Source organism: Rhizobium sp. SL42, assembly GCF_021729845.1.
GTDB lineage: Bacteria > Pseudomonadota > Alphaproteobacteria > Rhizobiales > Rhizobiaceae > Allorhizobium.
In genome coordinates this window covers 1,974,197-1,999,268 of record NZ_CP063397.1, presented here as the reverse complement: position 1 = coordinate 1,999,268, position 25,072 = coordinate 1,974,197, and the positions used below count along the sequence as shown (strand labels likewise).

Sequence of the window (25,072 nt, the reverse complement as noted above, 5' to 3'; positions counted from 1 at the left end):
ATCTGAGGCGTCAAAAACCAATAATCACCCCTGAAAAGTAGCGCATCACACTGCTAATATTCAGCCAAGACATTGATAAATATTAATTAAGCAATAACAGTTTGGGACCTGGCGGCAGGATACATCGACAAATATAGTCCTTTTAGGTACCAAAATTATTCGAGTTCGATATCGAGGCCGATGTCGAGTGTCGGGGCAGCCATGGTGATCTTCGAGGTCGAGATGTAATCGACACCCGTCTCCGCGATGGCTTTGATGGTCTGGAGATTGACGTTGCCGGACGCTTCCAGGGCAATCCGGGCCGGGATTTCGGCATAGGCTTCCACGGACAGGCCGTGGTGCTTGCGGTTGATTTCCACCGCTTCGCGCAGCATGTCCGGGGTCATATTGTCGAGCAGAATTGCATCGGGCCGGGCCGCCAGTGCTTCGCGCATCTGCTCCAGCCCATCGACCTCCACCTCGACCTTGACCAGATGACCGGCATAGGCACGCGCCGCAAGGATCGCCGATGCGACGCCGCCAGACACGGCGATGTGGTTGTCCTTGATCAGGATGGCATCGTCCAGGCCGTAGCGATGGTTCGAACCGCCGCCGAGCCGCACCGCATATTTCTCCACAGAACGCAGTCCCGGCAAGGTCTTGCGCGTGCAGGTCACACGGGCGCTGGTATGGGCGATCTCATCGGCGAAACGGGCGGTATAGCTTGCAACGCCGGAGAGATGCATGAGGAAGTTCAGCGCGACGCGCTCCGCAGACAATACCGCACGCGCAGGACCTTCGACCCGCGCCAGCGGCTGGCCGGGCACGACGCGGTCACCATCGGCGACAAGCGCCTCGAAGCGGAGCGCTGGATCAAGCAGGCGAAAGGCAGCGCGGGCAAGCGGCAGGCCGGCTACCACGCCATGCTCACGGCTGTTCATCGCGGCGAGAGCCCTCTTTTCCGGCCCGATCGTCGCATAGGTGGTGATATCACCGGCGCGACCGAGATCTTCAATCAGTGCGGCACGCACAAGATCGTCAACCATCAGCGGCGAGAGTTCGGGACGAAGGCTGCCGGTCATGATGCTGTCCTTTTCCTGTCTCAGCCGATGATCTCGGCAACGATGCGATTGGCATCCTTGAGTGTCATGTAGGTGCGATGACGCTGGGCGTCGCTTGTTTCGGGAAAATCCGCGCGCATGTGTGCGCCCCGGCTCTCCGTCCGCTGCAAGGCACCGACGGCAATCAGCTTTGCAACGGCTGCCATATTGCTGAAGCGTACGCGGCTGTTCTCCCGTTCCAGGCGGGCGATTTCGCGGATCAGCGTCTTCAGGCCTTCACCGTCGCGGATGACGCCGGCATGGGTGCTCATCAACTGGCGGAGGGTCCGCAGTTGCGGACTGTCCTCGACGGTCACCAGATCGTCGTTCTCACCGGCCGTTTTCGGCCACTCATACAGCGTCGCCTCGGGCATCAGTCCCTTGATATGATCGGCGATGCGTCCGGCAAAGACCACCGCTTCGAGCAATGAATTCGACGCCAGCCGATTGGCGCCATGCACGCCGGTCGAGGTCACTTCCCCGGCCGCCCACAGACCATCGAGCGAGGTGCGACCATCGGCATCCACGGCAACGCCCCCCATGTGATAGTGCACCGCCGGCACAACCGGTATCGGCTGGGTGACGGGATCGATGCCGGCCGCCATGCAGGAGGCATAGACCGTCGGGAACTGCGTGGGAAAATGACTGCCGACCGCCCTGGTGCAATCGAGGAACGCACCACGCCCGGCTGAAACCTCGGCGAAGACGCCGCGCGCAACGATGTCGCGTGGCGCAAGTTCGGCCTCGGGATGCAGGTCGGTCATGAAGCGATGGCCGGCCTTGTTGACCAGGATCGCGCCATCGCCGCGCAGGGCTTCGGTTGCCAGAGGCGCCGGATAATGGCCGATGTCGATGGCCGTCGGGTGGAACTGGACAAATTCGGCATCGGCGATCATCGCGCCGGCCTTCGCCGCCATGCCGACACCCGTGCCGCGCGCTTCCGGCGGGTTGGTGGTCACCTTGTAGAGATGCCCGACGCCACCGGAGCACAGCACGACGGCACGGGCGGGAAAGGCGACGCGGCTCTTCGATTGTCCGGCGTCCGGGCGGGCGACAACACCGGAGACGAAGCGCCCTTCGGCGATGAGTTCCTCGACGACATAACCTTCCATGACTCGGATCGATGGGGTGCGGCGGACAGCCGCGATCAGGGCCTCCATGATCGCCCCACCGGCCCGATCTCCGGCCACACGCACGATGCGGCGTTCGGAATGGGCGGCCTCGCGCGACAGCAGCAGATGGCCTTCCAGATCGCGGTCGAACGGCACGCCGTAGGCGAGAAGGTCATGTATCCGGTCCGGGCCTTCCGAGATCATCAGCCGGGCGATCTTTTCTTCGACTATCCCGGCACCGGCGGCGACCGTATCGGAGAGATGCTTGTCGAAACTGTCGCCGGGGCTCATGGCCGCCGCGATGCCGCCCTGCGCCCAGGCAGAAGACGCTCCCTGCCCGATGGGTGCTGCCGCCAGGATCGTCACCGGACGCGGGCTCAGCTTCAGGGCGCAGAACAGCCCCGCCAGTCCGCCGCCGACGATGACGATGTCGTCGATCCCCTGCCAGGATTGCGGCCGCATCGATTCTAGATTGATTGCCATGTCTGCCTCCCCCAGCGCCGGCCGGGCATTCCTAGTTCTTCAAATTGATCATCCGCTCGACTGCCAAGCGCGCGCGGCCGGCAATCGCCGGATCCACTGTCACCTCCTCCGTCATATAGAGCAGGCTGTCGAGGATCTTCGGCAGGGTGATCCGCTTCATGTGCGGACAGAGATTGCATGGCTTGACGAAGTCGACGTCGGGCAGTTCGACCTGGATATTCGAGGCCATCGAGCATTCGGTGACCAGCAGCACGCGAGCCGGCCTATTCGTCTTGACGTAGTCGATCATGCCCTTGGTCGAGCCGGCATAGTCGGAGACCGCAAGCACGCTCGGATGGCATTCCGGGTGCGCGACGATCTCGATGCGGGGATCGGCGCGCTTGTATTCGAGCAGTTCGTCGGCCGTGAAGCGCTCGTGCACCTCGCAATGGCCTTTCCAGGTCAGGATCTTCTTGGTCGTCTGGTTGGCGACGTTCATCGCCAGATACTCGTCCGGGATGCACAGGACCGTGTCGCTGTCGAAACTGTTGACCACGTCAACCGCATTGGCCGAGGTACAGCAGATATCGGTCTCGGCCTTCACATCAGCGGAGGTGTTGACATAGGTGACAACCGGCACGCCAGGATACCGCTGTCTCAAAAGACGGACATCGGCGCCGGTGATCGATTCCGACAGGGAACAGCCGGCGCGGCCATCCGGGATCAGAACGGTCTTTGCCGGATTGAGCAGTTTCGAGGTCTCGGCCATGAAATGCACGCCACACTGGACGATGATCTCCGCATCAACACGGGTAGCATCGCGGGCGAGCTGCAGCGAATCGCCCTTGATGTCGGCGACGCAGTGGAAAATCTCCGGCGTCTGGTAGTTGTGGGCGAGGATGACCGCGCCACGCTCCTTCTTGATACGATTGATCGCATGGATATAGGGGGCGAACACAGGCCATTCGATTGCCGGAATGAAATCCCGCACCTTGTCATAGAGATGCGCGGTTTCCTTGGCGACGGCCGGGGTATAGCTGAGGTCAGGACGCTCCAGCACGCCGAAACGCTCGGCGGCGGTACGTGACGATGCCCTGGCCGTATCGGCCTTCAGTGCATTTGCGTCTTCCATGGCGGCCTCTCCTCCCATAATTATGCTCAATTTGAGCATAATAAAATCCAAAGAAAACCGGCTGCTGCCGGCGAATCCGATTTAGGAAGTTTCCCTTCGGAATGCAAGCACGTTTGCATAAAGGCTTGTTCGGCTGCAGCGGCACGTGATCTTGCGCTCTTTCACCTCGGCCGAAAAACGCTAGTGTTGCCCAACCCAAAGTACCTACCGCGAGGCAGCATGCTCGAAACCCTGGTCCTGATCCTTGTCGGCATCCTGTTCGTCACCCAGCGCGGTGCGAGCAAGCGCATTTCAAAGCTCGAGCACGATATGGCCAGCCTGAACGAGCGGCTGGCGATGCCGCTTGCAGCACCCGCCGTCTCGCCCGAAACCGCACCGAGCCTTGCGCCGAAGGACGTTGGCCAGCAATCGCCGGAACAGCCGCCCGTTGTGGCTGCAATCGAAGTAGGCGAAGCGGACGCGGACCGGGACGTCGAAACAAGCGAGCATGCTGTTGACGTGACACCGGCGAGTGCGGCGGACGCTGAGACCATTGCAGCGCGCACGCCGTCGGCCGGAAATTCCGACACGCTCGAAAACCTGCTCGGTGCACGCTGGGCGGTCTGGGCGGGTGGCCTTGCCCTGGCGCTCGGCGGACTGTTCCTCGTGCGCTATTCGATCGAAAGCGGTCTGCTCGGTCCGGCTGTCCGGCTGACGCTTGCCGCCCTGTTCGGTCTGCTCCTGTTTGCCGGCGGTGAACTCGTGCGGCGCAAGGCCTTGCCGAAGATGGCGGCTCTGCATGAAAACGCAATGATCCCGGGCATCCTGACAGCCGCCGGAGCGCTGACGCTGTTCGGCGCGATCTATGCGGCACACGGTGTCTACGACTTCATCGGAGCGACCACCGCCTTCCTGCTTCTGTCGCTCGTGGCCTTTGCCGTGCTTAGCCTGTCGATGCTGCATGGCCAGGCGCTGGCAGGACTTGGTCTCGCCGGCTCGATGATCACGCCGGCGCTGGTTTCCAGCACCTCGCCAAGCCCGTGGACACTGTTCGGCTTCCTCACGGTATCTCTGATCGCCACGGCTGCCGCCTCGCGTTTCCGGGGCTGGAACATCGTGCCTTCGATGGCCCATGCCGGTCTCGGACTCTGGGCGCTGGTCTATATCGCCTTCAGCGAGCCGGTGGACCTGACGCCGGCGACGCTGGCGTTGATTGCCATGGTCGCCAGTTGGCTGCTGATCTGGCCGGGCACGACATTCAGCGCGGAGCCGGACGATACGGCTGTGTCCTGGGAAAATCTTGGCAAACTCGCTATTCGCGGCGCCGTTGGCCTCGACATCACGATGGCGCTCGCCGTGCTCTTGCCGGCGCTGGCATTTCTGCTCGTCGGCAGCGTGGCGGATCTCTTTCCCCTCTATGCCTCAGCGGTACTGATCGCGTCGCTTGCGGCGGCAGGTGCTGCCCGTCATGGCGCATTCTGGCCGACCGTGCTTGCGACAAGCGGCGCCGTTCTACTTGTCCTGGCCGAAGCCGCGTTGACGACGAATGTTCTCTGGATGCTCGGCTCGGCGCTGGGCAATACTGCCGCCCTGCCCAGCCTTGGCGGTTTGCAGATCGTCGTGTCTCTGGGGCTCGGCGGGATATTCCTGCTGCTCGGCCTTGCCTTCATCCGCCATCGCGGCGCAAGCGATCCGATCTTCGCCACGCTGTGGGCCGGAATTGCGGTCGCCGTTCCGACCGTGCTCGCCGCGGTCAGCTTCGTCTTCTACGGCGTCTACAGCCGCGACTGGACCCATGGCATCTACGGGATTGCAGTCGGTCTCGTGCTGATTGCTGCGGCCGAGGTGATCGGCAAGATCGATCGACAGAATGACCTGCAGCGCGCCCGCGACCTGTTAGTTGCCGGCAGTTTCGCAGCTTTGGCGTTCGCCCTGCATGCACTGACCGACGGCATCGTCACGACCATCCTTCTCTCTGTGCTCGGTTTTGCTTTCCTGATGGCTACGCGCCTGCGCCCCTGGAGTGGATTGCCGTGGATGATGGCGGCAGCCTCGGTCGGCGTGCTGCTGCGCATCGGCTGGGAGCCGACGCTGGTTGGTGCGGACGCGCTGGGAAGGACGCCGCTTTTCAACGCGCTTCTGCCCGGTTATGGCATCCCGGCACTTCTGGCCGCAGTGGCGGCCTACGAATTGCGTCAATGGCCGGGCGCGCGCGTCCGCAACGCCTTGCAGGCGATCGCCAGCCTGCTCGGTCTTCTTGCCGTCGCAATCCTCATCCGCCATGCGATGAACGGCGGCGTGCTCGACGACAGCGTGCCGACGCTCGGTGAGCAATCGATCTACACGCTGCTGTTCATCGGCCTTTCCGGGATCATGATGACGCTGGATCTGAAATCGCCAAGCCCGGTGTTCCGCTACGGGTCGATGGCGGCCGGCGTGATTTCCATGCTGCAGGTGCTGACTGCGCATCTCGGCGCGCTGAACCCGTTCTTCACCGGGGAAAACACGGGCAACTGGCCGCTGATCAACCTGCTGCTGATCGGCTACCTTTTGCCTGGCCTCGCCTATGCCGGGCTGGCCCTATACGCCCGCGACAAGCGGCCCCTGCCCTATGTGACGCTCCTGGCCGTCAGTGGCGCGGCCCTCGGCTTTGCCTGGGTGACGCTCAGCGTGCGCCGCTTCTGGCAGGGCGAATTCATTGCCGAATGGAAGGGCTTCCTGCAGGCTGAGACCTACAGCTATTCGGTCGCCTGGCTTATGATCGGCGTTGGGCTTCTGGTGCTCGGCTCCCGGCTGAACGCCCGCAGCCTGCGCATCGCCTCTGCGGTGCTGGTCATGCTGTCGGTCGGCAAGGCGTTTCTGATCGACATGAGCAATCTCGAAGGCGTGCTGAGGGCCCTGTCCTTCATCGGGCTTGGCGCGGTGCTGATCGGCATAGGGCTGTTCTATCAGAAGATCCTCAGCAGAAGGTCATCGCCGAGCACCGGCATTGAAGCTGAAACCGGGGCAAATCTCCCTGCGCCGACAGAAGAGGCGGCGGAGAAAGGCTGACGCCCCAATTGCGAGAGGTAATGAGGACGGTCTAAATGGCGTGCCGAAACCGCGTGGAATCATCATGCCCGAGACATTGACCGCAACCGCCTTTGCGCCTTTCGAAGCCCTGGCTGCGCAACTCCTGCCGTACGCTGTGGATACGGATGACGGCTCGCATGACATCGCCCATATCCACCGCGTGTTCCGCAACGCGATGCGCATTCACGCAAGCGAGGGGGGAATTGGCGAGGTGCTGGCTGCAGCCGTGCTGCTGCACGATTGCGTGGCGGTCGAGAAAGACTCGCCACTGCGCGCCCAGGCATCCCGTCTGGCGGCCGAAAAGGCATCCGGCATCCTTGCCGGCCTCGGCTGGAACGATACCCGGATCGCAGCCGTCTCCCATGCCGTTCTGACGCACAGCTTTTCCGCCAACATCGCCCCGGAAAGTACCGAAGCGAAGATCCTGCAGGATGCTGACAGGCTTGACGCGATCGGCATGGTCGGCGTGGCACGCTGTTTCTATATTGCCGGCCGCATGAGCTCGGGGCTCTACGATCCGGCCGACCCCGAGGCCAGAGACCGGCCACTTGACGACAGGCGTTTTGCCATCGACCATTTCCCGGCCAAGCTGCTGAAGCTCTCCGACGGGTTCCAGACGGCGGCCGGCCGCGATCTTGCCACCGAGCGGCACGAGCGCCTGACCCACTTCCTGTCCCTGTTCCACGATGAAATCTGAGGCTGTCATGCAGGTCACCGAACTCAATATATTCCCCCTGAAGAGTGCCCGCGGCATCACCGTACCCTCCGCCCGCATCGAGGCCATGGGGCTTGCCGGGGACCGACGCATGATGATCGTCGATCCGACGGGTCAATTCATCACCCAGCGCGAGTTGCCGGCTCTTGCCACACTCGCGGTCGTTCCGACCGAGATCGGTGTGCGCCTGACGCTGGATTATGGCCGCGAGGCGCTGGTCCATCCTCCACAGCCGGACAGCCGCATGGACGTTGCCGTGTGGAAATCGATCGTCAGCGCCGCAGTGGCAGACGATGCCACCAACGCGACCCTGTCGGCCTGGTTCGGCACGGCGATGAAACTGGTGTTCTTCGACACGGATGCCCGACGTCTTGCCAGCAAGGAATGGGCCGGCGACGGCAGTCCTGTCAGCTTCGCCGACGGCTATCAGGTTCTGGTGACGACCACCGGCTCGCTGCGAGCCCTGAACGAAGACATGAGCAAACATGGAGAAGGCACGGTCGGCATGGAACGATTCCGACCGAATATCGTCGTCGATTGCGACGAGGCCTGGGCCGAAGATGGCTGGACGGCGCTGGAAATCGGCGGGATTCGCTACGATCTGGTCAAGCCGTGTGCCCGCTGCATCATGACCAGCCAGGACCAGACGACGGGATCGCGCGAAGGCGCCAATCCGATCCCGGCCATGGGGCGCATCCGCATGTCCGCCGACCGCCGCGTTCCCGGCCCACTGTTCGGCTGGAATGCCGTGCCGCGGGGCGAAGGCGCAATCGCCGTCGGCGATCAGGTGACCATTGTCGAAAAGCGTGCGGAAAACTGGGCAATCAAGCGGCGCTGACAGCAGGATCGGCCGGTCCCCCAGTCGGTCACCACCCCGCACAGACTGACGTCGATCAATTCATTTGATGGCCACTTCACCATTTGGCGTTTCTGCCGCCGGCAGACCTCGGCTATCGTTTCGACATAAGAGGAGACGAATCTCATGGCCACGACTGCAAGCCGCCCGACAATGCCCTGGCTGATCATCATTGCCGGGTCGCTGGTTGCCGTGATGACCTTCGGCCCGCGCTCGGCCATGGGCTTCTTCCAGTTGCCCATGCTCGCGGATCGCGGCTGGGACCGCTCGACCTTCGGCCTGGCGATGGCGGTGCAGAACCTGTGCTGGGGCCTCAGCCAGCCGTTCTTCGGCGCACTCGCTGACAAATATGGCACCGGCCGGGTTATCGTCATGTCCGGCGTGCTGTATGCGCTCGGCCTGTTGATGATGGCGCATGCGGCGGCCCCCATCTGGCTGCATATCGGTGGCGGCGTGCTGGTCGGTACGGCCATCGGCGCCGGCTCGTTCAGCGTGATCCTGTCGGCATTCGCCCGCAATGTGACGCCCGAACAGCGCTCCATGGCGTTCGGCATCGGCACGGCGGCCGGCTCGGCCGGGATGTTCCTGTTTGCGCCTCTAAGCCAGGGACTGATTTCAGCCGTCGGCTGGTCGGACGGGCTGGTCTATATGTCGATGATGATGCTGATCGTGCCGCTGCTCGCCTATCCGCTGCGCGGCAACGCCAGTTCCGGCAGCCAATCGAAGGCGCAGTATGAGCAGACGGTCGCGGCCGCGCTGAAGGAAGCATTGACGCATAAAAGCTACCTGCTGCTGACCACCGGCTTCTTCGTCTGCGGCTTCCAGGTGGCTTTCATCACCGCGCACTTTCCCGCCTATCTCGGCGATATTGGCATCGAGGCAAGCTATGCCGTGATCGCCATGGCGCTGATCGGCTTCTTCAACATCATCGGCTCGCTTGCCGCCGGGGTTATCGGCCAGCGTTATTCCAAGCCCTATTTCCTGGCGCTGATCTATATCGGCCGCTCGATCGCGGTGACGGCCTTCCTGCTGTTGCCACAGTCGCCGGCATCCGTGGTGATCTTTGCCGCCGTGATGGGCCTGCTTTGGCTGTCCACCGTGCCGCCGACAAACGGCCTCGTGGCGATCATGTTCGGCACGCGCCATCTCGGCCTGCTGGGCGGCCTGGTGTTCCTGTCGCACCAGATCGGCTCCTTCCTCGGCGTGTGGATGGGCGGCTATCTCTACGACCGCTTCGGCACCTATGACCAGGTCTGGTGGCTGGGTGTAGTCCTCGGCCTGTTCGCGGCTGTGGTGCATTGGCCCATTCGCGAGAAGGCGGTCGACCGCCCGGCTGTCGTCGCGGCTTAAATTTGCTCCAAATGAGATTATATTTCGGCTTTTCGGCCGGAGCGGATCAATTTTGCCTCATTTTGTGCACCTGCGAACATTGGCAGAAAATTATTTTATTTTTATCGACACCCCCGTTGACGGATTCGCATCAGGCACCTACCTTGTGGAAGCTGGTTCGATACTGACTACGATCCCAGCATATGGTCTTCAATACTGAGACCGCAGCCAAAGAAGGAGGTCAGCGAAATGCCAGTTGTATTTCATGATACCGCCCGATCCTGGCAGATTACCCCGCGCTTTGTGATGGGCAAATCCTATCTCAAATGCACCTGTCGAATGTGACACTGCGCAAGCACTGAACCCAATACATCGACATCTAGTTTTGCTCCGTGCAGCGCACGGGCGGGGAATATTGTTATGAAGAAGCAAGTCATCGAATATGCCGGGATTCCGGTCGGAATCACCATACCCGACGGTGATCGGTTCAAGTTCATTGCCGTGAAGTATCCAGTCATTGATCTGGATGGCGGCAGCTACCGCAGCATTGGCGACCTTCAGGTGGCCATTCACCAACATATGCAGAAGTCTGCGCCGGAAGATCAGGAAATTTTCTTCGGCGCAGCCAATTCGGCGGGCTCGGCCAGCGACCGCAAGGTCTTCAATGCTGCCTGACAAAACCCTTCGCGTGCCGTGCCGGCCTCAAGCCCGCGCGGCACGTAGACATGGCGATCGAGAAAATAGCGGGTCAACTGAAACGCCCGTGCCAGGCTTTCAGGATCTGCGGCCCGCCTCGTTCCCGGAGAGAGGAAGTCGGGCAATGCCAACATCTTGTCGGCCCAGGGCTGACCTGCAGCGCGGCTGACCGCACGGCCCGTTTTTGGCGAGACAAAGACCAGATCCTCACGTCCGCCGGTGGCTGCACATTCTTCCAGATCGAGACCGAATCCCAGATCATCGAGCAGCGCCAGTTCGAAGCGCACGAAGAGTTCCCCGGCCGAGGCCGGTTCGTGCAGGTGATCGAGGATCACATCAAGTGCCTCGAAAAGATGCGGATGCGGGTCCCGTTCGGGCAGCAACCGGAGCAACGAGCCGAGCGCCTGAACGCCGTAGACGGCTGTGGCACTCTCCATCAGCCGTCCCGCCCGCAACTCCACCGGCTCGACCCGATACTCGCCGATATGCTCGTCGAGACGCGCGCGCCATGTCACCTCCAGCCGGTTTCCAGGCTGCAGGACCGGCTGCATCGTGCGGGAGCGACCGGAGCGCACCATCCCGAGATGACGGCCGCGCTGACGCGTCATCATTTCGGCGATGACACTGGTTTCACCATGTCGCCGCACACCGAGAAGGATTGCTTCATCTGTCCATTGCATCGGTGGATTCTACTCCAGTCGCGGCATGAATAACAACCGCAGCGGAGGCCTCATCCGGCCATATCGGCAAGATAGGTGACCACCCAGCGACGCCAATGTGCCAGCGTCAGAGACTTGCCGGGGAAGGCACCCTCCTGATGGAACTGGGCCATCGCCTTCATCGCTTCCAGCACGACAGCGGCCATGGCCTGCCGCTCCTCGTCGCCAAGCGATGGACGCCAGGCGCCGAGGATCGCCGCGATCTGCTGCCGCAAGCTGGCCCGCAACACCCCGGGCCGCACACCGGGTTGCTCCCAGCGCGCATCGAGCAGGCTGAGAACCAGGCTCCGCTCCGATGCATGCGCCAGAAACATTTCCAGCAGTCTCTGCGAGAGGCCTTCCGCCTGCAATTGCGGGGCGGCCAGGCGAATCGCCTCAAGCTCCGTCGCAAGATGTTCCGCGTAGCGGGCGACCAAAGCGTCCGCGAGCAGATCCTTGCTGGGGAAAAACTGGTAGAGCGAGCCGATAGGTGCCCCTGCCCTTGCGGCTATCTCGGTCATTGTCGCGGCCTTGTAACCTTGTTCGGCAAAGACTGCGGCACCGGCGTCCAGAAGCTTGGCAACACGCGCGATACCACGCTTTCGCTTGGGTTCCTTGGCAGTGGGCAGCGTCGTCAAACTTGACTTTTGCGAGACCATCTTCATAAATTTCAATTGTGAGCCTTGCCTCATTTATTGACTATTTCGACGTTTCGTCCAGCCTTTTCGTCAAAGGGCGACCGAGATGAAAGACGGAGCAGCGCATGTCCGACGATCAGGGTCAAAACAGTCCGGAAGCCATGGCGACGGATGAAGGCCCGATGGCCGTGGCACCGGTACCAGCACCGCCCGCCGGACTGCTGACCTCGCTGCCGACACCAATCCGCTGGGCTATCCTGGCATTGGTCTCCTTCGCGCTCTCGGCGGCGCTGTTTCTCAGCCATATTCCGGGCGCACTCCTGCTCGGGCCGATGGCCGGCGCCATCCTGGTGGCGACCAATGGTGCGCGGCTTTCCGTGCATCGCGTGCCCTATATCGTGGCTCATTCGCTGATCGGCTGTATCATCGCGAGATCGCTGGATCTCGAAACCCTGAAAGCCGTGGCGCATGACTGGCCGATCTTCCTCGCCATCGTGCTCGCCGTCATCGCGGCCAGCAGCCTGCTCGGTTACCTGATCGCCAAGGCCGACATCCTGCCGGGCACGACTGCGGTCTGGGGCACGTCGGCCGGCGCGGCATCGGCCATGGTGCTGATGGCGGAAGCCCATGGCGCCGACGCCCGCCTCGTTGCCTTCATGCAATATCTGCGGGTCGTGTTTGTCGCCACCGGCGCCTCGATCATGGCCGCTTTCGTCTTCAACGTCGAAGCCGGCGCAGCCCAGGCCGTCGTCTGGTTTCCGCCAACCGACTGGATCGAGTTGGCGAAAACCGTGGCTGTCGCGCTTGTAGCAGCCCTGATCGGGGCAAAACTCAGGATGCCAGCCGGCACGATGCTGCTGCCGATGATCGCCACTACTGCACTTCATGTGCTGGGTTACATCACGATCGACCTGCCCGAATGGCTGCTGGCGGCGGCCTACGGACTGCTCGGATGGAAGATCGGGCTCAGCTTCACCCGGCGCATCCTGCGTCATGCGGCAAGCGCCCTGCCCCAAGTTGTCGGCTCGATCGTGCTGCTGATGGGCTTTTGCGGCGGGCTGGCCTTCCTGCTCTGGTGGCTGAAGGGGATCGATCCGCTTACCGCCTATCTGGCGACGAGCCCGGGCGGGCTCGATTCAGTCGCCATCATCGCCGCCTCGACGCCAGTCGACATGTCCTTCGTCATGGCCCTGCAGACCACGCGCCTGTTGCTGATCATCCTGATCGGCCCGGCGATCTCCAGCTTTGTCGCCCGACGCCTGACGGCTTAGGCAAACCGCGCGACGTCAGTCGCGCGGGAATTCCAGACCCATTTCGCGGAAGCGTTCCGGATCGTTGCCCCAGTTTTCGCGAACCTTGACGAACAGGAAGAGATGCACCTGCTGCTCGAGGATTTCCGACATCTCGCGGCGGGACGAACTGGAGATCGACTTGATCGCCTCGCCGTTCTTGCCGAGCACGATCTTCTTCTGGCTGTCGCGCTCGACATAGATGACCTGCTCGATGCGCACCGATCCATCCTTGCGCTCTTCCCATTTCTCCGTCTCCACATGGGACGAATAGGGAAGCTCCTGATGCAGGCGCAGGAACAGCTTCTCGCGGGTGATTTCGGCGGCAAGCTGGCGCATCGGCAGATCGGAGATCTGATCCTCAGGATAATACCAGGGACCTTCCGGGAACGTATCGGCCAGATAATCCATGATGTCTTCGCAGCCGGAACCGGTGGTTGCAGAGATCATGAAGGTGCGGTCGAACTTGACAGTCTCGTTGGCGGTGGTCGCCAGCTTGAGCAGCGCTTCGCGCTCGACACGGTCGATCTTGTTCAGCACAAGGATCTTCGGCTGCGGCACATCCTTCAGCGCCTCGAGGATCGCTTCGGCATCGCCGCGCAGGCCGCGCTCGCTGTCGATAAGGAGCAGGATCAGGTCGGCATCCTTGGCGCCGCCCCAGGCCGAGGTGACCATGGCACGATCGAGCTTGCGACGCGGCTTGAAGATGCCCGGCGTGTCCATGAAGACGATCTGGGCGTTCTTGTGGATCGCGATGCCGCGCATCACGGCGCGCGTCGTCTGCACCTTGTGGCTGACGATCGACACCTTGGCGCCGACGAAACGATTGACCAGGGTCGACTTGCCGGCATTGGTCGGACCGATCAGCGCAACGAAACCGGATCGGGTCGGGCCGGTGCGGGTCGGGTTGGCGTCGGGCGCTTCACCGACGTCAGGAGTTTGGTTCTCTGTCATATCTTCCAATCAGTTTGCGTCTGGAGTCTTGGCCCAGATGCCTTCGCGTTCGAGAATCTTTGTGGCTGCCACCTGTTCGGCGGCACGCTTGGAACGGTCCGTTCCCGTTTCCGGCTTCACGCCGGGGATTTCGACGATCACCGTAAAGCGGGGATCATGATCCGGTCCGGAGCGTTCGGCAACCTTATATATTGGCGATGCCGAATGTTTGGCATGCGCCCATTCCTGCAGTTCCGTCTTGGCATCGCGGCGGGCGCCATCTGCGCGGCTGGCGCGAGCCGTCCAGAAACGCAGGATGAAACCGCGTGCAGCCTCCAGGCCGGCATCGAGATAGATCGCGGCAATCAGGCTTTCGACGACATCGGCGCGTACATTGAGCATGTTCGACGCGGTGATTGCCTTCACGTCGGCGCCGGTGCGGATGTAGCGATGAAGCTCCATCTCGTCGGCAACCGCAGCGCAGGTCTCGGCACTGACCAGTTGGTTGAAGCGAACGGAAAGCTCCCCTTCCGTCGCATTGCGATAGATGGAAAACAGCAGTTCGGCGACACAGAGGCCGAGCACCCGGTCACCGAGGAATTCCATGCGTTCGTAATCGCCACGGCTCTTCGAGACATGGGCGCTCGCATGCGTGAGCGCCCGCTGCAGCCGTTCGCGCTCGGCAAAGCTATGACCGATCACAGCTTCAAGCTGCTTCCAATCCTCTTCGCCGAGCCCTCTTGCCTTTTTCATTCGACAACCTTGAAAAGACGGTCCCAACGCATGTTGGCAGGCCATTTCCAGATCTCGCGGAACGAGGTGTCGTTGCCAAGCGAGAAGAAGATCACAGAAGCGCGGCCGATCAGGTTTTCGGCCGGCACGAAGCCGACATCGAAGCGGCTATCGAGCGAGTTGTCGCGATTGTCGCCCATCATGAAGTAATGGCCTTCGGGCACGATGAACTCGCGGGTGTTGTCGCCACGGGTATCCGGTGCCTGGTCAAGCGTCTGATAGGTGACGCCATTGTCCATGGTTTCGCGGAAGACCGGCACATCCGTGCCCGGGTCCATGCGGTAGTCGGAGGTAAACGCACCGTCCGGCGCCCGCGGTACCGGCTGGCCGTTGATGTTCAGCACACCGTCGATCACCTGGATACGGTCGCCCGGCAGGCCGACAAGGCGCTTGATATAGTCGATCTTCGGGTTCGGCGGGAAGCGGAACACGACGATATCGCCGCGCTCCGGCGCGCTTTCGAAGATACGGCCCTCGAACAGGTTCGGCGAGAAAGGCAGCGAATACTTCGAATAACCATAGGAAAACTTGTTGACGAAGATGTAGTCGCCAACCAAGAGCGTCGGCATCATCGATCCGGACGGGATCGTGAAAGGCTGGAAGAACACGGTGCGGATGACCATGGCCAGCAGCAGGGCCTGAATGATGACCTTGATGTTCTCCCAAAGGGCGCTATGCGTCTTTTCAGCTCGTTCGCTCACGCGGTTCTATTCCTTTTTGCGAATTTCTTGCCCTGTCTAGTCGGTTCGCATCGACGCGGCAACCGCCGACGGTGGCAAACAGGCGCGACCAAGCAGCTCAGCGGCTCTCCGGCAGGGCTTCAATGATGACGAATGCCTGGGCTAGCGGGTAGTCGTCGGTGATTGTCAAATGAATGGATGGCACATGGCCGGGCGGCATCAGGCCAAGCAGAATGGTTTGCGCCCCGCCGGTCAGCTTCATCGTCGGCTTGCCGGATGGCAGATTAACCACGCCCATGTCTTTCCAGAAGACATTCTGGGCAATGCCCGTTCCGAGCGCCTTGGACATGGCTTCCTTGGCGGCGAAACGCTTGGCATAGGAGGCCGCGCGGTTCTTGCGGCCATCCGACTTCATGCGCTCGATTTCGGTGAAACAACGATGGGTAAAGCGGTCGCCGAAGCGCTCGATGGACTTTTCCACCCGCCTGATGTCGATGAGGTCGCTTCCAAGGCCGATGATCATGATCAGACGCTCGCGGTTCCGTCGAGTGCCTCGGCCAGACGCTGGCGGGCTCGGATTGCCAGATGACTGCGCCGCCGGCCCTGAAAGCCGTGCACCGCCCAGTAAGTCACGCCGTAGATCACAGCCGCGCTGATGGCGGCCAGCGGAATTGCGCCGATCAACATCGGCTTCAATACCGGCTCCCACAAATGGGTCAGATCAAGGGAATGCAAAAGATGATGCAAGTCGAGCGGGGCTCCCTGTTGGGGTCCACCGCGACCGAGCATGACTTCGCCGACTTCCCAGGTGGAAGCCCAGATCAGCGGAAAGGTCAGCGGATTTCCGAATGCCGTGCCAAGAGCGGCGGCGGCAAGATTGCCGGCGATCAGATAGGCGATGGCAAGCGCGAGCACGATGTGCAAGCCCATGAAGGGCGTCCAGGAAGAGATGACGCCTGCAGCCACTCCGGCCGCGATCGCATGCGGCGACGCCGTCAGTCGCAGGATCCGCTTGCGTACATAGTGCACCGAACGCACGAAACCCTTGCGGGGCCAGAAGAAGTCCCGGAGTTTCTGTGACAAGGGCTGTGGTTGGCGGCGTCTGAACAGCATGCTGCACATGTAGTGGATCGAACATGCATCCCGCAAGAGCCGGTCCGAAATTCGACATCAGGCCCAAAAGCGAACGCCGGCACTAAAGCCGGCGTCGAAATCATCACGATCGGATAGGATCGATCAGCTTAGAAGCCGCGACGGAAAGCGCCACGATCGATTTCGCGCTGACGATATTCCAGGTCAACCAGGTCACGGGCGCCGTTCAGGTAGTTCATTTCGCGCTCGGCAACAGTCGGGACGCGAAGGGCACGAGCAAATTTACGGATAGGAGCAAACATTTTTCTGTCCTCAGTTCTGTGTTTCATCTGTTGAGGAGAAGATAATATTGCGCCGCACAAACCACCAGTCCTGATTGGCGACACCAGCCATGCGCAAGGCGCATGTCTAGGCCCTTCAGGTTTACGTTTTAGGCAGAATAGTGACTAAAAGTAAGGCAGGTCGCCGCCAATGTGGCCCGGACGGGCCACACTGCATGCCGCAGCATGTGGGAACGGCAAGGCAACCGACCGGAAGGTTCAGTCGTAGATCCGCTTGACCGTTGAGATACAGTCGAGTTCCTTGAGTTCACCGATCAGCTGGTTGAGCTGGCGCAGATCCCAAACCTCGACATCAAGGCCCATCTCTGTGAAATCGGTGGCAATCCGGATCATGTTGAGCACGCGGATGTTGATATCGAGGCGTGCGATGCTTTGCGCAACCGTGGCAAGCGTGCCCGGCTCGTTCAAGGCATTGATCAGGATGCGCGCGACGAATCGCGATTTGTTCGCCTCGTCCAGATCCCAGCGCACATCGATCCAGCGCTCTGGCTCGTCATCGAAACGCTGCAGCGCCGAGGCCTGGATCGGATAGATGGTGATCCGCCTGTCGTCTTCCATGATACCGACGATGCGATCGCCCGGGACAGCGCCCGCCGGACCGAAATGCACTTCGGCATTGCCCGAAAGACCGCGGATCGGCAGTGGCTCCGGCCCGTCGCCCGCTGTCGGCGCATCGCCAACCGGCCTGGACTTGCCCGGAATCTTGAAGACCATGCCGTTGGCGCTGTTCATCGCGAACCACCCCTCATCGGCATTCGGCTTCACGGTGACACGCTCGTCCTGATAGTCCGGATAGACGGCGCGCAGGACATCCAGCGACGACATTTCACCGCGACCGACGGAAGCGATGGCGTCCTCGACATCGCGTTGGCCCAGCCGGTGCAGGACCGGGCGGAGATTGTCCTTCGAGAAGACCTTGCCGGCGCGCTCGAACGTGCGCTCGAGGATACGCTGTCCCAGACCGGCATATTGCTTGCGGATCGCCATGCGCGTGGCGCGGCGGATGGCGGCGCGGGCCTTGCCAGTGACGACGATCTCTTCCCAGGCGGCTGGTGGAACCTGGACGCCAGAGCGGATGATCTCAACTTCGTCGCCATTCGACAAGCGCGTGACCAGCGGCATGATCGACCCGTTGATCTTGGCACCCACGGTCGTATCGCCGATGTTGGTGTGGACCGCATAGGCAAAGTCGATCGGGGTCGCGCCGCGCGGCAGCGCGATCAGCTTGCCCTTGGGCGTGAAACAGAAGACCTGGTCCTGGAACAGCTCGAGCTTGGTGTGCTCGAGGAATTCTTCCGGGCTGTCACCTTCGGCAAGCGCCTCGATCGTGTGGCGCAGCCAGGAATAGGCATTGCTCTCCCTCGACAGCAGTTCACCCGGCTCGCCGTTTTCGCCATCCTTGTAGAGGGCGTGCGCGGCAATACCGAATTCGGCGATCTCGTGCATGCGGCTCGTGCGGATCTGCAGTTCGATACGCTGGCGCGACGGACCGACGATGGTCGTGTGGATCGACCGGTAGTCATTCTGCTTCGGGGTGGAGATATAGTCCTTGAAGCGGCCCGGCACGACGCGCCAACGCGTATGCACGATGCCGAGCGCCCGGTAGCAGCCGGGAATGTCATCGACCAGAATCCGGAAACCGTAGACATCGGATAGTTGTTCGAAGGACAGCGACTTCGACTGCATCTTGCGGAAAACCGAATAGGGCTTCTTCTGCCGGCCCTTGACGGAAGTGTTGAGCAGTCCGTTGGCGACGAGCAGGTCACGCAACTCATCCTCGATCTTGGTGATCAGCCCTTCATTTCGGGTCGACAGTTCCGCGAGCCGCTGGGTCACGGTCTCATAGGCTTCGGGATTGATGTAACGGAAGGACAGATCCTCCAGCTCGTCACGCATGTCCTGCATACCCATGCGACCGGCAAGCGGCGCATAGATTTCCATCGTTTCTTCCGAGATGCGGGCGCGTTTGTCGTCGCGCATATGCTCGAGCGTGCGCATGTTGTGCAGACGATCGGCGAGCTTGACCAGCAGTACGCGCACGTCATCGGAAATGGCGAGCAGCAGCTTGCGCAGGTTTTCCGCCTGCTTGGCCTTTTTAGAGACCAGATCGAGCTTCTTGAGCTTGGTCAGGCCTTCGACGAGGCGACCGATATCCTCGCCGAACAGTTCATCGATCTCGGCACGGGTCGCGGATGTGTCTTCAATCGTGTCGTGCAGCAGGGCAACGGCAATCGTCGATTCATCGAGACGCATGTCGGTGAGGATAGCAGCGACCTCGAGCGGATGGGAGATATAGGGATCGCCACTGGCACGCGTCTGCTTGCCATGCTTTTGCATGGCATAGACATAAGCCTTGTTGAGAAGAGCTTCATTGGCATCGGGCTTGTACTTCTGTACCCGCTCCACAAGCTCATACTGCCGCATCATTCAGACGTCTCCCAGAAACGAAAAGCGCGCCAGTCTGTGTGACTGGCGCACGCAATTCAACCGTCCGAAGCAGACTAAAGTCTGACCTGTTGACGATTAGTAATCGTCGCTCTTTTCCGGCGGCACGAGGCCTTCAATACCGGCCAAAAGATCTTCTTCCGACATCTGGTCGAAAGTCACGGTTTCCGGCATGTCATCCTCGTCGTCGGTCTTGGAGGCGCCAGAGCCGGCAATCATCGAACCCGAATCCTGCTCCGGCTCGTCGACTTCGACATGCTTCTGCAGCGAATGGATCAGATCTTCCTTCAGATCGTCGGGGGACAAGGTCTCGTCGGCAATTTCGCGCAGAGCGACGACGGGGTTCTTGTCCTTGTCGCGATCGATGGTGATCGGTGCGCCTTGTGAAATCTGGCGGGCGCGATGGCTTGCGAGCAACACGAGCTCAAAGCGATTTTCGACTTTGTCGATACAGTCTTCAACGGTGACACGGGCCATTGCCTGTCCTTTGCGGTCATGAATGCATGGGATTGGGGCTGCGATACAATCAATAGAGGGGAAATTCAAGTTTTTCGTCATTCTCCCTTGCCGGAACGGCCAATAAAACGCGGGAAAGCCAAAAAGCGTCACCTGATTCAACCTGTGCGTGCTTGGAATATTAGAAATCCTGCCCTACATATTTTCATATATGAACACTTCTTAATGTACCTGGGGTGCTCTGAAGTTGAAAGGCAAAGTCTTGTTTTGATTACTTTTTGCCCCGCATGAATATTTGCATTCAAGGATAATTCCGATGTTCGACCCCCGCGAGAAGATCGCCCTTTTTATCGACGGCGCCAATCTCTACGCTGCTTCCAAGAGCCTTGGCTTTGATATCGACTACCGCAAGCTGCTCAAGGCCTTCCAGAAGCGCGGTTATCTGCTGCGCGCCTATTACTATACGGCGCTGATCGAGGATCAGGAATATTCGTCGATCCGACCGCTGATCGATTGGCTCGACTACAATGGCTACAAGGTCATTACCAAGCCGGCCAAGGAGTTCACGGACTCCATGGGCCGCCGCAAGGTGAAGGGCAATATGGATATCGAGCTGGCCATCGACGCGATGGAGCAGTCGGAAACCGTCGATCATCTGGTGATCTTCTCCGGCGACGGGGATTTCACCACACTGGTCGAAGCGCTGCAGCGCCGGGGCCGCAAGGTTTCCGTGGTCTCGACGATGGCAACCCAGCCGCCGATGATCGCCGATGACCTGCGTCGCCAGTCGGATCATTTCATCGACCTGATGACGCTGAAGGCGGAAATCGGTCGTGACCCGAGCGAGCGGGCAGCGCCGCGCGTGATCACCGAGCCCGTGCCGGCAAGCGAACACGACCACTGAACACGTCGAGCCGAGGAGCGAGGATTGCCTCCTTCGTCCTCGCTCAAAGAAATTGAGCAATATCGGCGCCCGATTTTCGGCGGCAAAACGTCCGCTTTGCGCTAGCATCTCCGAATGCTGTTCAAACGCCCCACCCACGACACGCTCTATACCGCACTCGTCAATCGCGACGCCGCCTATGACGGCTTTGCCTATGTCTGCGTGACATCCACCAAGATCTTTTGCCGTTTCACCTGTAGCGCGCGCAAGCCGCGGCCGGAAAACTGCATTTTCGAAGAGACGATGGCCGCCTGCATGGAGGCCGGTTTCCGGCCATGCAAACGCTGCCGTCCAATGCTGGCCTACGGCACGCCGGATCCATTGGTGAAAAGCCTGCTGGAGGCCCTTGATATGGATCCCTCCCGACGCTGGAGCGAGGACGATCTTGTCGCGCTCGGTCACGACCCCTCGACGGTGCGTCGCAACTTCAAGAAGCGGTTCGGCATGAGCTTTCTGGAGATCGCCAGACTGAGGCGAGCGGGCCAAGCCGCCCAGACCCTTTCGCAGGGCGAAGCGGTGATCGATGCGCAACTCGATGCCGGCTACGAGTCGGGCAGCGGTTTCCGTCATGCCATCACCCAGTTGTTTGGCGCAGCCCCTGCCGAACTCAAGGGTCGATCCCTGCTCAAGGCGGATTGGATCGAGACGCCGATCGGCCCGATGATGGCCATCGCCGACGATCATGCCCTGCACCTGTTGGAGTTTGCCGATCGCCCTGCCCTGCCGAACGAGATCCGCCGGCTGCAGAAGCTGAACGGCCAGGCGGTCGCACTCGGGCGCAACGTGGTGATCGAGCAAATCTCGGCCGAACTCTACGATTATTTCAACGGTTCGGCGGCCCCGTTCCAGACCCGGCTTGCCGGCCACGGAACCGCGTTCGAACGCGCCGTCTGGCAGGCGCTGCGACAGATCCCGATCGGGGTAACCCGCAGTTATTCCGGGCTCGCCGCTGACATCGATCGACCGTCAGCCGTCAGGGCTGTTGCCCGCGCCAATGGCGCGAACCAGATCGCAATCGTGATCGCCTGCCACCGGGTGATCGGGGCCGATGGCAGCCTTACGGGATATGGCGGCGGGCTGTGGCGCAAGCAATGGCTACTCGAGCACGAGCGCCGCATGGTCGAAGCCATGCCCAATCGACAATCAGCAAACGGCTGATATCAGACCGGCTCGAACGCAATCGGTTGCGCGCCCTGCCACAGCACCATCTTGCCCATGGCTTCGAGTTGGTCCTGTCCCTTGGTCAGGGTGAGGAAATGATTGCCGGCAAGCGCGCCCATCTTGCTGGCGAAATGCGAACTGCCATAGGCAAACAGCAATTCGGTTTCGCTGTAGCCACCGGGATAGAGCAGGATATCGCCGCGCGACGGATGGCAGGTGTGGTTCTCGAAACCCGGACCGAACTGGAAATCGCCGAGCGGGACCCAGACCGCCTCGCCGCTCCAGCGCGAATGAATGGTCTGGTTGCGGAACGGCAGGAAGGTCTGGAAGAGCCGGCAGGTTTCCGGCGCTTTTTCCAGCTCGAAGCGAGCTTCGAACACGAAGGGGCCGACGGTGACCTTCAAATGCGATACACTCATCCGATCAACCACCCGTCTTCAGCAGGCGGCTCTTCTGCCGGTTCCAGTCGCGCTCCTTCTCGGTCTCGCGCTTGTCATGCAGTTTCTTGCCCTTGGCGAGCGCCAGTTCGAGCTTCGCCCTGCCCTTTTCGTTGAAATAGATCTTCAACGGCACCAGCGTCATGCCTTCGCGATTGATCGAATTGCGCAGGCGATGGATCTCGCGCTTCGACAGCAGCAGCTTGCGACGGCGACGCGGCTCGTGATTGAAGCGATTGGCCTGCAGATATTCCGGCAGATGGGAATTGATCAGCCAGATCTCGTCGCCTTCGTCAGACGCATAGGATTCGGCGATATTGGCCTTGCCTTCGCGCAGAGACTTGACCTCGGTGCCGGTCAGAACCAGACCGGCCTCGTAGGTGTCGATGATCTCGTAGTTGAAGCGCGCCTTGCGGTTTTCCGCGACGATCTTGTTGATGGTGCGCTGTGAGCCTTTGGGGGCCATGGCCTGATCTTCCGTTTCGCCCGGGATTTTGTGGCATTTCGACCGCGCCTGGGCGGAGCGCGATTGTTGGGTTACCATGTAGTATAGGACGGGGTGGAAATAAAGGCGGCGACGTAGACTGAGGCCAGTCCCGCATCCTGACACTGGCCTCGCCATCACGCCTCAGCAGTGGAACCTCGCTGAATTCAACCCGTGACGACTGCGGCACAATTTCGATCGCCCGGGCTATTCGCGGTCACACGCAATCATGCCAATAGGTGAAGGTCACCTCTGGTGCTCGGGACAAGATCACGATGCAGCATCTGCGACCTGAATTTTCTCTTTCGGCTCGAAACCGCTCGTCTCCCAGCTTCGGACCGCGTCGCGACCAGATGCCTTGGCGCGGTAAAGCGCTTCGTCAGCATTACGAACCAACTGAACCGGCGTCACGCCGCGAGAAAACCCATCCAAAGTCGCGATTCCGATACTGACGGTCACCACGCCCTTCTCGCTGCCAATATGCGGAATGTCGAGAGCGCGGATTCTTGTCTTCAGTTCATGCGCGAGCGCCAGCGCACCCTCTTCAGAGGCGTTGGGCAATACGACCGCCATCTCCTCTCCACCGTATCGGGCCGCACGGTCGCCGGGACGTTGCGCGATTGAGCGCACGACCTGCGCAACCCTTTTCAAGCAGTCGTCGCCGGTCGTGTGGCCATAGGTGTCATTGTAGGCCTTGAAGCGATCCACATCGATCATCAGCAAACTCAGGGTCGAACCCCGTGCCTGGCAATGACCAATCTCGGAGGCTAGCGCGGTGTCGAAGGCACGGCGGTTCAGAAGCTCCGTCAGGCTGTCCGTCATGGCCATTTCGCTGAGCTTGACGTTCAGGTCGCGCAATTCCTCCTCGTCTCGCTTCGAGCGCGTAATGTCGGAGCACACGACCAGGCATCCCCCGTCCTCAAACGGCGTGGTGCGCGATTCGACCCATCGACCGTCGTATAGGGGGAACTGAACGATACCGGGAAGCCTGAGGCGTGACATGGCACCTTCGATGAATTCCGTAACCTTTTCCGGCGCGATATCTTTGAACTCCCCGCGTGCGATCGCAGTCTGAAGGATCGTCCGGGCCGGAACGCCCGGAATTCGCACGTCTGCTGTCAATGGAAACATGGCGCGATACTGTTCGTTGCAGAAGACTACATTGAGCTCGGCATCAAACATGATCAGGCCGTCGGCCATATTGCTGAGCGCGATATTGGCCCTCTTCTCGCTCTCTGCAAGCGCACGAAGCAGGCGCTTCTTCTCCGTCAGATCCCGGTTGTGCGTGACCAGGCCGAAGAGCGCTCCCGACTCGTCATGCAGCGGAGCCTTCAATGTAGAGAGGACCAGATGCCGTCCATCTTTGTGAACGAATTCCTGCTCCGACATTTTGGCACACTCTTGCGAGAGAACGTCAAGTTCCTCTTTTCGAAACATGTCGGCGATGTCCGAGGGGTAGAAATCATGGATGGTGCGACCCAACAGCGACTTCGGCGATTCCTGGCTCATCAGCCGCGCGGTGGCCGCGTTCGCGAGAAGAAAACGCCCCTCCTTGTCTTTGACGTTGAGGCTTTCCGGAAGCGACTGGATCGCCGCTTCGTACATCTTCAAGCTTTGATTGGTATCGCGCCGTCGCAGTTCGGCAAAGACGGCCAGGGAGCCGAAGATCGTGGCCACAAAAACCAGACCCACCCAAAACGGTGCGCCCCCTTGCATCTCTTCTAGGGCAGAACTGCGGGTGAACACCAAAAGCGCTACCAGGTCCGCCAGAGCAACGAGGGCGGAAAAGGCGGCAATTTCACGATAATTGGCATAGCGGCGATCGAGCCATACCGACGCTAGGATGCCGACGCCGGTCGTCAAAACGATCACCGTGACCCCCGGCAGCGCGCCCGCTCCTCCCAGCCAGATGCGCAGGAGGCTTGCCATCGATGCTGCAACGACGCCGGCGGGCCAGCCCCCGACGAGACCCGCGATCGACAGTGGAACCGTTCTGAGATCGACGTGGATGCCCGGTTGGATCTCATAAGGGCGCAGCATGACGGCCATGGCGCACACACCAAAGAACATTCCGAAACGAACGGATGAAGAGAAACGTTCTGGACCTTTGCGCTGCGGCAGATTGGTCCAGGCCAGAATTCCGAACAGAATGATGGCACAGTTGGCCAAAAGATGGTTGAAGAGCGCGTCCACGAGTCTTTCCGAAGCGTTTCGCCGAAATCGGTACTTTAGCTGCACCAGCTAAACCAAG

At 60.9% G+C, this 25,072-nt stretch carries 24 protein-coding genes; 8 read left to right on the top strand and 16 right to left on the bottom strand.

Annotated features, from left to right (window positions below; genetic code table 11):
* Window positions 1–155: 155 nt before the first annotated feature.
* The 3 genes from nadC to nadA are packed head-to-tail and all read right to left on the bottom strand — an operon-like array spanning window position 156 to window position 3,785.
* Complete coding sequence (gene nadC / locus IM739_RS09370) at window positions 156–1,061, bottom strand: carboxylating nicotinate-nucleotide diphosphorylase (RefSeq protein WP_237370888.1); 906 nt, start codon at window positions 1,059–1,061, stop codon at window positions 156–158.
* A gap of 20 nt (window positions 1,062–1,081) precedes the next feature.
* Entirely contained in the window at window positions 1,082–2,674 is a 1,593-nt protein-coding gene (locus IM739_RS09365; RefSeq protein WP_237370887.1) for an L-aspartate oxidase, read from the bottom strand.
* 31 nt (window positions 2,675–2,705) lie between these two features.
* Window positions 2,706–3,785 (bottom strand): quinolinate synthase NadA, encoded by a 1,080-nt coding sequence (gene nadA, locus IM739_RS09360; protein ID WP_237370886.1) that lies wholly within the window; start codon window positions 3,783–3,785, stop codon window positions 2,706–2,708.
* Between the two features lie 219 nt (window positions 3,786–4,004).
* On the opposite strand from nadA, the gene IM739_RS09355 reads away from it, so the two are divergent.
* From IM739_RS09355 to IM739_RS09335, 5 genes are all read left to right on the top strand, one after another.
* Window positions 4,005–6,815, top strand: a complete 2,811-nt coding sequence (locus IM739_RS09355; protein WP_237370885.1) for a DUF2339 domain-containing protein — start codon at window positions 4,005–4,007, stop codon at window positions 6,813–6,815.
* A 64-nt stretch (window positions 6,816–6,879) separates the two neighbouring features.
* Window positions 6,880–7,533 carry an HD domain-containing protein gene (locus IM739_RS09350; RefSeq protein ID WP_237370884.1) on the top strand — a complete coding sequence of 218 codons (654 nt, stop codon included), beginning with the start codon at window positions 6,880–6,882 and terminating at the stop codon, window positions 7,531–7,533.
* 7 nt (window positions 7,534–7,540) lie between these two features.
* On the top strand, window positions 7,541–8,389 hold the full coding sequence (locus IM739_RS09345; protein ID WP_237370883.1) for an MOSC domain-containing protein: 849 nt from the start codon (window positions 7,541–7,543) through the stop codon (window positions 8,387–8,389).
* Window positions 8,390–8,533: 144 nt separating this feature from the next.
* Window positions 8,534–9,757, top strand: coding sequence for an MFS transporter (locus IM739_RS09340; RefSeq protein WP_237370882.1), 1,224 nt, complete (start codon window positions 8,534–8,536; stop codon window positions 9,755–9,757).
* A 399-nt stretch (window positions 9,758–10,156) separates the two neighbouring features.
* Window positions 10,157–10,411, top strand: a complete 255-nt coding sequence (locus IM739_RS09335) for a hypothetical protein (protein ID WP_237370881.1) — start codon at window positions 10,157–10,159, stop codon at window positions 10,409–10,411.
* On the opposite strand, the gene recO is transcribed toward IM739_RS09335, so the two are convergent.
* Both recO and IM739_RS09325 read right to left on the bottom strand, forming a co-directional pair.
* Window positions 10,339–11,112, bottom strand: coding sequence for a DNA repair protein RecO (gene recO / locus IM739_RS09330; protein ID WP_237370880.1), 774 nt, complete (start codon window positions 11,110–11,112; stop codon window positions 10,339–10,341). The genes IM739_RS09335 and recO overlap by 73 nt on opposite strands.
* 50 nt (window positions 11,113–11,162) lie before the next feature.
* The gene (locus IM739_RS09325) at window positions 11,163–11,768 is read right to left on the bottom strand and encodes a TetR/AcrR family transcriptional regulator (RefSeq protein WP_237370879.1); all 606 of its coding nucleotides are present in this window, start codon (window positions 11,766–11,768) and stop codon (window positions 11,163–11,165) included.
* 125 nt (window positions 11,769–11,893) lie between these two features.
* On the opposite strand from IM739_RS09325, the gene IM739_RS09320 reads away from it, so the two are divergent.
* Window positions 11,894–13,039, top strand: a complete 1,146-nt coding sequence (locus IM739_RS09320; RefSeq protein WP_237370878.1) for an AbrB family transcriptional regulator — start codon at window positions 11,894–11,896, stop codon at window positions 13,037–13,039.
* A 15-nt stretch (window positions 13,040–13,054) separates the two neighbouring features.
* Here the strand turns inward: IM739_RS09320 and era are convergent, their stop codons facing one another.
* From era to rpoZ, 8 genes are all read right to left on the bottom strand, one after another.
* A complete protein-coding gene (gene era, locus IM739_RS09315; RefSeq protein ID WP_237370877.1) occupies window positions 13,055–14,011 on the bottom strand; it encodes a GTPase Era in 957 nt (318 codons plus the stop codon).
* A gap of 9 nt (window positions 14,012–14,020) precedes the next feature.
* On the bottom strand, window positions 14,021–14,743 hold the full coding sequence (gene rnc, locus IM739_RS09310) for a ribonuclease III (protein WP_237370876.1): 723 nt from the start codon (window positions 14,741–14,743) through the stop codon (window positions 14,021–14,023).
* Window positions 14,740–15,483 (bottom strand): signal peptidase I, encoded by a 744-nt coding sequence (gene lepB, locus IM739_RS09305; protein WP_237370875.1) that lies wholly within the window; start codon window positions 15,481–15,483, stop codon window positions 14,740–14,742. Before lepB ends, rnc begins: the two co-directional genes overlap by 4 nt.
* Window positions 15,484–15,580: 97 nt before the next feature.
* Window positions 15,581–15,985, bottom strand: a complete 405-nt coding sequence (acpS, locus tag IM739_RS09300; protein WP_237370874.1) for a holo-ACP synthase — start codon at window positions 15,983–15,985, stop codon at window positions 15,581–15,583.
* 2 nt (window positions 15,986–15,987) lie between these two features.
* Window positions 15,988–16,575 (bottom strand): DUF2062 domain-containing protein, encoded by a 588-nt coding sequence (locus tag IM739_RS09295; protein WP_237370873.1) that lies wholly within the window; start codon window positions 16,573–16,575, stop codon window positions 15,988–15,990.
* 128 nt (window positions 16,576–16,703) lie between these two features.
* The gene (locus tag IM739_RS09290; RefSeq protein WP_007600225.1) at window positions 16,704–16,856 is read right to left on the bottom strand and encodes a DUF3563 family protein; all 153 of its coding nucleotides are present in this window, start codon (window positions 16,854–16,856) and stop codon (window positions 16,704–16,706) included.
* 237 nt (window positions 16,857–17,093) lie between these two features.
* Window positions 17,094–19,322, bottom strand: coding sequence for a RelA/SpoT family protein (locus IM739_RS09285; RefSeq protein ID WP_237370872.1), 2,229 nt, complete (start codon window positions 19,320–19,322; stop codon window positions 17,094–17,096).
* A 96-nt stretch (window positions 19,323–19,418) separates the two neighbouring features.
* Window positions 19,419–19,817 carry a DNA-directed RNA polymerase subunit omega gene (rpoZ, locus tag IM739_RS09280; protein ID WP_237370871.1) on the bottom strand — a complete coding sequence of 133 codons (399 nt, stop codon included), beginning with the start codon at window positions 19,815–19,817 and terminating at the stop codon, window positions 19,419–19,421.
* 295 nt (window positions 19,818–20,112) lie between these two features.
* On the opposite strand from rpoZ, the gene IM739_RS09275 reads away from it, so the two are divergent.
* Complete coding sequence (locus IM739_RS09275) at window positions 20,113–20,700, top strand: LabA-like NYN domain-containing protein (protein WP_237370870.1); 588 nt, start codon at window positions 20,113–20,115, stop codon at window positions 20,698–20,700.
* 114 nt (window positions 20,701–20,814) lie between these two features.
* The gene (locus IM739_RS09270; protein ID WP_237370869.1) at window positions 20,815–21,897 is read left to right on the top strand and encodes a bifunctional transcriptional activator/DNA repair enzyme AdaA; all 1,083 of its coding nucleotides are present in this window, start codon (window positions 20,815–20,817) and stop codon (window positions 21,895–21,897) included.
* A gap of 2 nt (window positions 21,898–21,899) precedes the next feature.
* On the opposite strand, the gene IM739_RS09265 is transcribed toward IM739_RS09270, so the two are convergent.
* The 3 genes from IM739_RS09265 to IM739_RS09255 form a co-directional block, all read right to left on the bottom strand.
* Complete coding sequence (locus IM739_RS09265; protein WP_237370868.1) at window positions 21,900–22,319, bottom strand: DUF3830 family protein; 420 nt, start codon at window positions 22,317–22,319, stop codon at window positions 21,900–21,902.
* Window positions 22,320–22,323: 4 nt separating this feature from the next.
* Window positions 22,324–22,803 (bottom strand): SsrA-binding protein SmpB, encoded by a 480-nt coding sequence (gene smpB / locus IM739_RS09260; protein ID WP_237370867.1) that lies wholly within the window; start codon window positions 22,801–22,803, stop codon window positions 22,324–22,326.
* Window positions 22,804–23,091: 288 nt separating this feature from the next.
* A complete protein-coding gene (locus tag IM739_RS09255) occupies window positions 23,092–25,014 on the bottom strand; it encodes a diguanylate cyclase (RefSeq protein ID WP_237370866.1) in 1,923 nt (640 codons plus the stop codon).
* Window positions 25,015–25,072 lie beyond the last annotated feature (58 nt).